This is a genomic window from Putridiphycobacter roseus, from assembly GCF_003234935.1.
Taxonomy (GTDB): Bacteria; Bacteroidota; Bacteroidia; order Flavobacteriales_D; family Crocinitomicaceae; genus Putridiphycobacter; species Putridiphycobacter roseus.
Window position 1 is genome coordinate 347,879 of record NZ_QKSB01000002.1, and the last position, 10,544, is coordinate 358,422.

Genomic DNA, 10,544 nt, shown 5'->3' on the forward strand with positions numbered 1-10,544 from the left:
TGTAGTCAAAGAATTTAATTTTTTATGTTCGGATTAGCCATTAGAAAAAAAATAGATGAAGATAAATTAGCAAATATATTTGTTAATTCACTTCTAGAAGCGGTTGAGAATGGTTTCGGAGATGTGGCAGGTATGATCAATGAAGACCTTGCTTTTCAAACTTCCCCTTCTATAGACCCAAAAGCTTACCAGCAATTCCTATTGATTGTAATCACTGGTAATTTAACCTTTTTGGGGGAGAATAATGAAATAGATGATGTGGAAGACCTCTCTAATCTTATCATTAAAAAATATGCCAGTATATTTGATATGCAAACGAGTGAATTGGATGTAAATATTCAAAAAATGCGCACTTTTATTTCTCAAGTTAATTATCCTTCAAAAAATTACTTATACGGTTTATCGAAAGCAGTTTTTTTTAAATATCATTTAAATAATTTTCAAGAATCTTATTTTAAAACCATGAACTCACCTAATCCTTTATTTTTAAAAAGAATGGATGAGCTGGTTCAATTGTTTTTATGGGATTGGGACAAGTTTTTTAAAAAGCATAAAATGCAATAATAAGTCATTTTAAAAAATAAATTCACAATTCTATTTTTGAGTCTCAATTTTGTGGTTAACTTTGTATCCCGAGTTACAAAATTCCTCAAAAAAACATGGCAAATTCAACCAAATACATATTTGTAACCGGTGGCGTTACATCATCACTCGGCAAAGGCATCATTTCCGCATCCCTGGCAAAATTATTACAAGCCAGAGGCTATAGTGTAACCATTCAAAAATTGGATCCATACATCAATATTGATCCAGGTACATTAAATCCTTATGAACATGGAGAATGTTTTGTAACCGAAGATGGCGCAGAGACAGATTTAGATTTAGGTCATTACGAAAGATTTCTAAATTCTGCTACCTCACAAGCAAACAATGTAACTACAGGTCGTATTTATCAATCGGTGATTGAAAAAGAAAGACGTGGAGAATTTTTGGGAAAAACAGTTCAAGTTGTACCCCATATCACGGATGAAATTAAGGAAAGAATCCAAATTTTAGGAAAGGCAGGAAAACACGATATTGTAATTACTGAAATTGGTGGAACGGTTGGCGATATTGAGTCACTTCCATATATAGAAGCAGTAAGACAATTAATATGGGAATTACCAAAGGATTGTTTAGTTATTCACTTAACCTTGGTACCATTTTTAGCTGCAGCAGGAGAATTAAAAACAAAACCTACACAACACTCTGTTAAAGAATTGCGTGAAGAAGGTATTCAACCAGACATTTTAGTATGTAGAACTGAGCATGAATTAGATGACTCAATACGTACAAAAATTGCTAAGTTTTGTAACGTGAGTAACGAATCTGTTATTCAGTCAATAGATGCAGCTTCTATTTATGAAGTGCCTTTATTAATGCTAGAAGAAAAACTTGATATTGTAGTGATGGAAAAGTTGGGTATACCTTCATTAAACGAACCGGCTTTAAACGAATGGCGTGCATTTTTAGAAAAAGTAAAAGCACCAAAACACCAAGTAAACATCTGTTTAGTTGGTAAATATATAGAGTTAAAAGATGCTTACAAGTCCATTGTTGAGGCATTTGGTCACGCAGGCGCATTTAACGACTGTCAAGTAAACTTAAACTGGATCCATTCCGAAGAAGTGACACGTGAAAATGCGGAAAGTATTTTTAAAAATTCAGACGGGGTATTAGTTGCTCCAGGGTTTGGATCAAGAGGAATTGAAGGTAAAATTCATGCCATAGAATATGTAAGAACCAACAATATTCCGTTTTTGGGTATTTGTTTGGGGATGCAATGTGCCGTAATTGAATTTGCTAGAAATGTATTAGGATGGTCAGATGCCCATTCTTCTGAAATGGATGAAAATTCCAACCATAAAGTAATTGACTTAATGGAAGAGCAGAAAAATATAGTAGACATGGGTGGTACCATGCGTCTAGGTGCATACAACTGTGAAGTTAAACCTTCTTCGCACTTATTTGAAGCCTATGGTAATACTACCATCAGTGAACGTCACCGCCACAGATATGAATTTAACAATATCTATTTAAATGATTTTGAAAACGCAGGAATGATTGCTACTGGTAAAAATCCAAAAACAGGATTGGTAGAAGTTGTTGAAATTCCTACGCATCCATGGTTTGTTGGTGTTCAATATCATCCAGAATATAAAAGTACGGTATTGAATCCACATCCAATTTTTAAAGCATTTGTAAAGGCAGCGTTAAAAGGTTAAACTTTTAATGCTGGTCACAATTTTAGACAACATACCGTATTCAACCTATCATTAATAGAATTGTGTTTGTTTTGTAATTAACTTTTAGGTATACCTTAAAAGTTAAATTACTCTACCCCTTTCCACCATTCTGTAAATACTTGTGTACTATCGTCTAAATAAACTATTTCACCAATAATTGGTATCACAAGAGGGAAATCATAAGTTGCATTTAAACGGACAATTTCCTTTAATGGTTCATCCCATGGATGGTTTGAAAGGGCAAATTTAGAAGAGTGAACAGGAAAAATTCGTGTGGCTCCCAAATCTTTGGCTGCTTGTAATACTTGTTCTGGTTGGTGGTGAACATATGGCCAAGCTGGATTATATTGTCCGTTTTCTAAAATTGCGAGGTCAATTGGACCGTATTTTTTTCCAATTTCAAGATAATGAGAATCATACCCACTATCTCCACCTAAGAATAGCGTATGCTTTGGTGTTTTTAAAACAAAAGAAACCCATAAAGTATTGTTACGAGAAAAACCTCTTCCTGAGAAATGGCGAGAAGGGGTAACAAATACCTTAAAATCTTTTCCCAAATCTACACTTTCATACCAGTCTTTCTCTATAATTTTTTCGGGGGCATATCCCCATTCTTCAAAATGTGCTCCTACGCCTAAGCCACAAATTACTTTCCCGACCTTTTCTTTCAATTTTAACAGTGTTTTATGATCCACATGGTCATAATGATCGTGAGAAATGAATAAAACATCTATTTTAGGAAAGTCCGCTACTGCATAAACATCCGTCCCTGCAAAAGCCTTTACAGACCCAGGTATAGGTGACGCGTTACCACTAAAAACAGGATCAATCAAAATACGTTTTCCTTCTAACTGCAGATAATAAGAAGAATGACCGAACCAAACCAATACATTTTTGTCAAGAGGAATTGCTTTTAAATCTTGGTGAATAGCCGGAATAAGGTCTATTGGTCTTGTATGCGGATAATTTACAAACAGAAAGTCATATAAGATGGACATTACCGAATACCCTTCTGCTAATTGAGGCGTTTCATTTAAATTTTGAAATGTACCATCCTTAAAATTTGGGGATTGTTTTATCCGCTCCAGTCTGGCACCTGTTGGATTATTACCGAATTGGCTTTGATGCACATAAAAAAAGGTGACAACGACCAACAGCACCAATAAAATGGCGATTATTAATGACATACGCTTAATAATTTTTAGGAATCGTCTCATGATTTTGTTTTATCCAATAATAAGCGACAAAACTAAGCATTTATCCTTGATTCAGCTCGACGGAAAGTTGGATTCATGGTGGATTAAAAATAAACATACAATGGTCCAGATTTTTAATTCCAAAAAAAAACAACAATAAACTTGATACCAGGCTATACCTTTAGGTTCCGTAACTAATCTCCCTTTATAAAAGAAAGCACAACATTGTCATTCATATCAAAAAAAGTTAATTGTACGCCTTTTAGTCGATAGGAATTGACCTTACTTAAAGCCTCCATAAACGCGACAGAATTAGGTTCTTCACAAGCTTTAATAGTACTTGAAAAGTCAACAAATTGAATATTTAACACATCTACAGCTTTAATATTACCTTGAAATTCATTGCAACCATTAAAACCATACACCTGCTGATTGGTCAAATTAATTTCCAAATACGGCACAGCGCTTAACCTTTTAATTCCACCACCATTTATTGATGTGGTAATCCAAATATCATGTAAGCGTTTATTTGTGTTATTTATTGCCACTTTTTCAATGGGTTTGGGTGTAAAAGAAAGTATTTCATCACCTTTTTCATTAAAAAAGAGCAGGCAATCGTTTTTAATTTGATACCTACTTACTTCCTGCATCAGCTTCAAATAAACTGATTCTATGTTGTCGTTCAAGCAAGCTTTACGTGTAGACATTAAGGGACCGAATTTTATAATATTCTCGGTTAAACTATCTAAAGAACCACCATAAATATTACACCCTCCATTTCCATTGACCTGCATCTTTATCGTATTTATTTCCAGAGATGGTAATGCCATCATTAGATCCACTACCTGTGCATTCATTTTAGTCAAAACCCATTCTTTATCTAAATAATGCATATAGTCAAATTGTTTTTCAACTTCTTTAATTAAAGTATATTTCACCAAAGAACCAAGCGGAGATTCTGGTTGTATACGTTTTTCTTTTACTTGAATTTTTTTTAAGTATCCAACCTCAAATTCGAATCCAGCAATGGTATCCATAAAACTTTGCCAAGTAGTATTGTCCAAATCCGCTCCTTTTTTCACCATCAAGCATTCTTTTTCCCCAGTAGCCGTATGGCAAGTGGTTTTTACGCTATTTATCCAATAGGTAGTTTTATGGGAAGTGATGCACCCAGTGATAAGATATAGGAACAGACTTATACCCAATAGTTGTTTGATAGTCATTAATAGTCGTTTAATAAATGGTCGTTTTTTAATCAGTATTTAAATGAAATACTTATGCCAAAACGGTTACAATTTTCATTCCAACAATCCAGCTACCTCCATGATCAAGACTTAGCTACCCATAAACTATTAAAGAATTTAGGCTTAAATATTTTATTTAACAATCAATTCCTTCAGTACTTCTTGATTTTCTGTTACCATACGAAAAACATACATCCCAGGGCTTAATAAGGTTAGATCTACCTCTATAGTATTTGTTAAAACACTTTCTTTATTGATTTCTATAACCTTTTTTCCATCCATTCCAAAAAGAGAAATTGAAGTTCCCTTGCCAATCCATTCAGTAGGAAATGCAACAATTACTTGATTGGTAGCTGGATTTGGATAAATATTTACCGACAAGTCTAATTCTACACCTTCCACACCCAACAAGCAAGTATCTACTGCAACTGTGGCAATCGCACTAGAATCGGAACAACCATTTGTATTTGTTTTAAGCACATTATAAGTCCCTTCACTGGCCACAGAATAAGTACTACTAGTTTCCCCTACGATAGCTACACCATTTTTATACCATTGAATGCTACCACCTCCAGCATTTACCATAATATCAGCGGTTGTTGGCCCACAAAAATTAACGGTTGGACTAGGCGTTAAAACTACATTTGGCAAAGCGCTTTGCGTAATAACCAAAGCAACATTTGAAGAATCTGTACAACCTGAAGTATTCGTTTTTATCACATTATAAACGCCTGCTGCCGTAGCAAAAAAGGAATTAGAATTGGCATTTGGAATTAACACTCCATTAGCATACCATTGAATATTTCCACCACCAGTATTTACATTTATTTCTACACTATCACCAGGACAGAAAACAGCACCTCCAGCAGGAGATAAAGTTACATTTGGCACAGAGTTTAAGGTGACAGAAAAGCCAGTTGCAGCTGAATCTGCACAACCATCATTATTTGTAAGTAGCATATTATATATTCCAGCTACATCAGCATACACAGAATCGTTGGTTGCACCTGGCATAGCACTACCATTTAAATACCATTGATTAGTACCACTTGTAGTCGTCGAAATTAAAATACTATCTCCGGGACAAATTCCTATTGGACTAGCCGTAGAGAACTGGACAACCGGACTTGTACCAATTGTTAATGTAATCGAATCTATTGCAACAACCCCACAAAGATCAGTATATTCTACCTTAAGCGTACCTGCCGTATCTACTGAAACCGTTGCTGTTGTAATACCAGTGGAAACACCGCTTCCATCAAACCATTCAAAAGAACCATTTGGACCATTGCTATTAGCGGTTAAATCAATAGCCATACCGTCACAAATTACAGTTCCGTCATTGTCAACAATAGAAACTGTAGGTAGAGAACTTCCGCCGTAGCTGAGCCCTTTAATTTCATAGATACTTCCCGTGTTTGTAACTGCTCCAGCAGTGGTAACCCAATGCAAAGTTTGCTCATTAATATCAGAAACCAGAAATTTATTTCCTGCGTAAACGGCAGCGCCAACATTATAAATATCATCTCCACTCAATGTAACAGGTGTTATTACCATGCTAGTTGGGTGGATGGTTTCCATAACTACATTCCCTAAACCCCAACCACTCCAGTGGTATAATAATTGATCAACTGGATTAAAAGTAATCGCTTCTCCATCATTTCCGTTTCCTAAACTCATTACATAAGTCATGGCCGCCGTTGTTAGATTAATGCTATATAGTTCTTCCGGATTATTTGCGCCATCTCCTGTTACACCATACATTACGCCATTGATATAATCGTAAGCAATACTGGAAATATTGTCCGTAAAAAGTCCAATTTCGGTAACCACACCAGTTGTCAAGTCAATGTTACCAAGATATCTATTGGATGCGACTTTATAAACCACATAATCAAGGCCACATGGATCAGAAGCCATGCCATTACAACCTCCAATCGTTCCGGTAGCGGAAGTAAGAGAAGTTGTTGTTGCAACCAAGGTATTCGTATTGATTACATTTAAAATAGGAGAATTTAAGTCCACACCATAAACAGTAGTCTGGTTCCAACCGATAAACGGTATTAAAAATAAAGTGCTTAGTAAAATTTGCTTCAGCATAAGAGTCGTGTTTTATTTCCTCTAAAATAAGAAATAAAATCTACGTAACAAAAACACTTGCAGTCTGATAAAAAAAGAGCAACAACTAATCACATAGTATTTTTTATTTGTTATAAATTAAACCAAAGCATATCGTTTTAGTCATACCCTCAAAATAATAGATATGAAATCAATGCTGCTAAGTTTTAGTCTCCTGCTCTTTTTTTTCAATGTTAAGGGGCAAAGTTTATATTTTCCACCTATTTCAGGCGACAACTGGGAGGAGACTTCGTTTACAGAATTAGGATGGTGTGCCGATCAACTTCCTACCTTATATAATTATTTAGAGCAATCAAACACCAAGGCCTTTATTGTTTTAAAAAACGGTAAAATTGTGATTGAAAAATACTATGATACTTTTACTAAAGATAGTTTATGGTACTGGGCTTCTGCAGGAAAAACGATTACCTCCTTTTTAATTGGAAAAGCACAAGAGGAAGGTTTACTTTCTATTGAAGATACAACTGCTACTTATTTAGGTAATGGTTGGACCAGTTTAACCAATGCGCAAGAAGAAAAAATCACCATACGACATCAATTAACCATGACCACAGGTCTTGACGATAGTGGAATTAATTTTGATTGTATTCAAGCAAATTGTTTGACTTACTTAGCAGATGCAGGTACTAGGTGGGCATACCACAATGGTCCCTACTCTTTGTTGAGAACAGTATTGGAAAATGCTTCCGGTAATAACATCAATTTATTTATGACGCCTAGGTTAAAAACCCCAACAGGAATGGATGGTTTCTATCTCAACTATGGCACAAGTTCAGTTTACTTTTCAAAACCTAGAAGTATGGCAAGGTATGGTTTGTTGATGTTAAACAATGGTAACTGGGATGGTAATCAACTCATGAATGATGTAAATTATTTAAACGATATGATTACCCCTTCTCAAACATTAAACCAATCGTATGGTTACCTATGGTGGTTAAACGGTCAATCTTCTTTTATGATGCCAAGTTTACAAGCCGTTTTTTCAGGCAGTTTTATGCCCAATGCGCCAGCAGATGTCTATGCTGGTATGGGGAAAAATGGTCAAATTCTAAACATATCACCTAGTGAAAACTTGATTGTGGTTAGAATGGGGAACGCACCAGGCAGCAGTTATGTACCAAACTATTATAACGATAGTATTTGGCAAATGTTAAACCCAATAATGTGTAGTACTTCAGGAACAACAGCTCCTAGTAAATTAGATTTACAAATTTACCCCAATCCAACGGAAGGACAAATCCATATAAATGGATTAGATCGTCAATCTGCCTTCACCTTATATGGGCTAAATGGACAGTTAGTATGGAAAAAGTTTTTAACGGGAAACAGCACCACTGTTCAAATTCCTGATCACATTAATCGGGGTATTTATTTTATTCAAATTAAAACAGAAGAAGCGGTATTCAGCCAAAAATTGATATTGAATTAATCGTTTAATCCAATAGTGAAGATGCTGCATTTTTGTACGAAAAATCAAGGCATGGCAAGTACCATAAAACCAAAATAAACACGTACCCATAATGCAATTAACATTTTAACCAAGCAGCAATACTTCGGCGTTCTCTAGTTAAAGACGGTAGTACTTCGTGTTCCATTTCTGCACTGCGAAATAAAACCAAACTTCCGCCCAATGGCGAGATATGAATTTGGTCTTTACCAGTAGGATACAAAGCCAACATACCGCCATCTGAGATTAGCCAATTATCATTGAGATAAAGTAAAATAGAAAATTGACGGGCACCTTCATTTTTAAATTGGTCAACATGTCGCTTATAAAAACTATTTGTTTCGTAGTTAGCATAATGACTTTCGAAACAATTAATGGCCGTGAAGCAGGTTTTGTTTAAGTACAAGATGAATTTTTCTATTTTTTTTAGATAAACCAATTCAAAAGTATTGACACTACTTAATTCAATCCAATTAATTTTATCGCCGCGTATATTTTTATCTTTTTGATATGCAAAATTATTTCCAATACCAGAAATTTTCATTTTTTCGGCATCTAATAATGTTTGAATATTTGCATTCAGTCCGACAACAATTTCAGGTAAAATAAAATCAATACAATAACCGTAATCATTTTGAATAAGTCCTTGTATAAGCCCTTCAAATTGCAATTGCTCTTGCAGTTCTTCATCAATCATAAAACTATAGTTAAGGTTTAGCCTATGAGTTTTGATGTACAAAGAGGTGTTCAAATGTACGCCCTTTTTGAATCTGTTTTATACTTTCCTTAAAATAAATCAAAACGATTACAAAAACCAAACGAACGTTCGCTATTGGTATAATTTATCAGAATAGAATACATTGCAACTGAAATTCAATAAAAAGCATAAAATAAAAATACGATTCAGCCGCTTATTTGGAAAAAACTGAAGTCATTTTAATTAGGCGTTTATTTATTCAATAACTGACCTATTTAAAAGGAACCATTGAATACCAATAATAGTTTTAGCATCTCTAAACCGATTGTCGTGGAATGCTTTAATCAATTCATTCGTCTTTATTTTCACCAATTGAATGTCTTCATTTTCTGTAGCTACTCCCCCTCCTTCATACACCTTATCCTTGGTACGAACCGTTGCATAATACAGTGCAATTCTTTCGGAACTACCACCTGGAGAAACAAAAAAGGTGTGAATCAGTTCAATTTCATTCACCTGGTAACCGATTTCTTCTGCTACTTCTTTTCCCATTCTTTCTTGGTTACTTTCCGCAGACTCCACAGAACCAGCCGTCAATTCTAAAATCCACCCATCTTTCTCTTTAATGGTTGGATACCTAAATTGATTGGTAAATAAAAAAGAGTCCGTATCTTTTTCATAGAGTAGAATAGCAACTGAATCTCCTCTTTCAAAACACAAACGCTCAATTTCTATGGTTGTTGAATCGAAACAATCCTGTCTAATTTTTGCTTTTTTTATTTTAAAAAATTGATCAAATACAATCTCTTCTTTCAGAATTTCATATTTCATGTTATCTCTACTATTTTTTACCACCAGCCAAGATGGAATGGTGATGTAAAATTTAAAATTAATGTCTTAAATAAAATGAGGCATAACCAAAATTGGTCTTACGGATACACCCTTAATTTTTTGCATATATATAAGCATTCAAAGAAGTAGCAATTAACAACCAAATAAAATACGGCCAAATAAGAGCAGTTCGCCAATTTAGAATGTCCATAAAATAAACAAGCATAAAACCAATAAGCAGTGTTAAAGAAGCAATGACAAGCAAACCAAGTAATACTTTGTGGAATTTAAAAAAGATAGGATTCCAAATGACATTTAGCAAAATTTGCACGGTAAATAAACCAATAATCAACCCTTTACTGGTCATTGAAGTCCATAAATACGCCATATAAAATGCAAAACAAACCATAATGAGGGTCCATGCTACACCAAAAACCCAACCGGGTGGCGTCCAAGGAGCTTGCTTGGCATTTACATACCAAGCAGAACGCACTCCTTTGCTAGTGAAAATCCCCCCAATTCCAAGGGCAACAAAATTGATGATTAAGAAAATAAGTACCGCTAAAACCATTTTTATTTAAGATTAAAGTTGCTATAAATTTAATCATTAATATGCAATCAAAACACGACCTATTCACTTTTAATAAAAGTTATATCCTTTTCCACACCAAACTTATAACACCGATAATTCAAACCTAACCAAAG

Annotated in this window: 9 protein-coding genes; 3 read left to right on the forward strand and 6 right to left on the reverse strand. The window is 34.6% G+C overall.

Annotated features, from left to right (window positions below):
* The first annotated feature begins 24 nt into the window (after positions 1–24).
* Both DNU06_RS05360 and DNU06_RS05365 read left to right on the forward strand, forming a co-directional pair.
* Positions 25–564, forward strand: a complete 540-nt coding sequence (locus tag DNU06_RS05360; RefSeq protein ID WP_111062199.1) for a hypothetical protein — start codon at positions 25–27, stop codon at positions 562–564.
* 95 nt (positions 565–659) lie between these two features.
* Complete coding sequence (locus tag DNU06_RS05365; RefSeq protein ID WP_111062200.1) at positions 660–2,264, forward strand: CTP synthase; 1,605 nt, start codon at positions 660–662, stop codon at positions 2,262–2,264.
* Between the two features lie 107 nt (positions 2,265–2,371).
* Here the strand turns inward: DNU06_RS05365 and DNU06_RS05370 are convergent, their stop codons facing one another.
* The 3 genes from DNU06_RS05370 to DNU06_RS05380 form a co-directional block, all read right to left on the reverse strand.
* The gene (locus tag DNU06_RS05370; protein WP_233502959.1) at positions 2,372–3,472 is read right to left on the reverse strand and encodes an MBL fold metallo-hydrolase; all 1,101 of its coding nucleotides are present in this window, start codon (positions 3,470–3,472) and stop codon (positions 2,372–2,374) included.
* A gap of 203 nt (positions 3,473–3,675) precedes the next feature.
* Positions 3,676–4,704 (reverse strand): META domain-containing protein, encoded by a 1,029-nt coding sequence (locus DNU06_RS05375; protein WP_111062202.1) that lies wholly within the window; start codon positions 4,702–4,704, stop codon positions 3,676–3,678.
* Positions 4,705–4,857: 153 nt separating this feature from the next.
* Positions 4,858–6,825, reverse strand: coding sequence for a T9SS type A sorting domain-containing protein (locus DNU06_RS05380; protein WP_111062203.1), 1,968 nt, complete (start codon positions 6,823–6,825; stop codon positions 4,858–4,860).
* Between the two features lie 163 nt (positions 6,826–6,988).
* On the opposite strand from DNU06_RS05380, the gene DNU06_RS05385 reads away from it, so the two are divergent.
* Positions 6,989–8,293 carry a serine hydrolase gene (locus DNU06_RS05385; RefSeq protein ID WP_111062204.1) on the forward strand — a complete coding sequence of 435 codons (1,305 nt, stop codon included), beginning with the start codon at positions 6,989–6,991 and terminating at the stop codon, positions 8,291–8,293.
* Positions 8,294–8,390: 97 nt separating this feature from the next.
* On the opposite strand, the gene DNU06_RS05390 is transcribed toward DNU06_RS05385, so the two are convergent.
* The 3 genes from DNU06_RS05390 to DNU06_RS05400 all read right to left on the reverse strand — a co-directional run bounded on the left by DNU06_RS05390 (position 8,391) and on the right by DNU06_RS05400 (position 10,410).
* Positions 8,391–9,008: a 2OG-Fe(II) oxygenase gene (locus tag DNU06_RS05390; protein WP_111062205.1), complete on the reverse strand. Its 618-nt coding sequence runs from the start codon at positions 9,006–9,008 to the stop codon at positions 8,391–8,393.
* A gap of 255 nt (positions 9,009–9,263) precedes the next feature.
* Positions 9,264–9,839, reverse strand: coding sequence for an NUDIX domain-containing protein (locus DNU06_RS05395; RefSeq protein WP_111062395.1), 576 nt, complete (start codon positions 9,837–9,839; stop codon positions 9,264–9,266).
* A 112-nt stretch (positions 9,840–9,951) separates the two neighbouring features.
* Positions 9,952–10,410, reverse strand: coding sequence for a TspO/MBR family protein (locus tag DNU06_RS05400; RefSeq protein ID WP_111062206.1), 459 nt, complete (start codon positions 10,408–10,410; stop codon positions 9,952–9,954).
* Between the last annotated feature and the right edge of the window lie 134 nt (positions 10,411–10,544).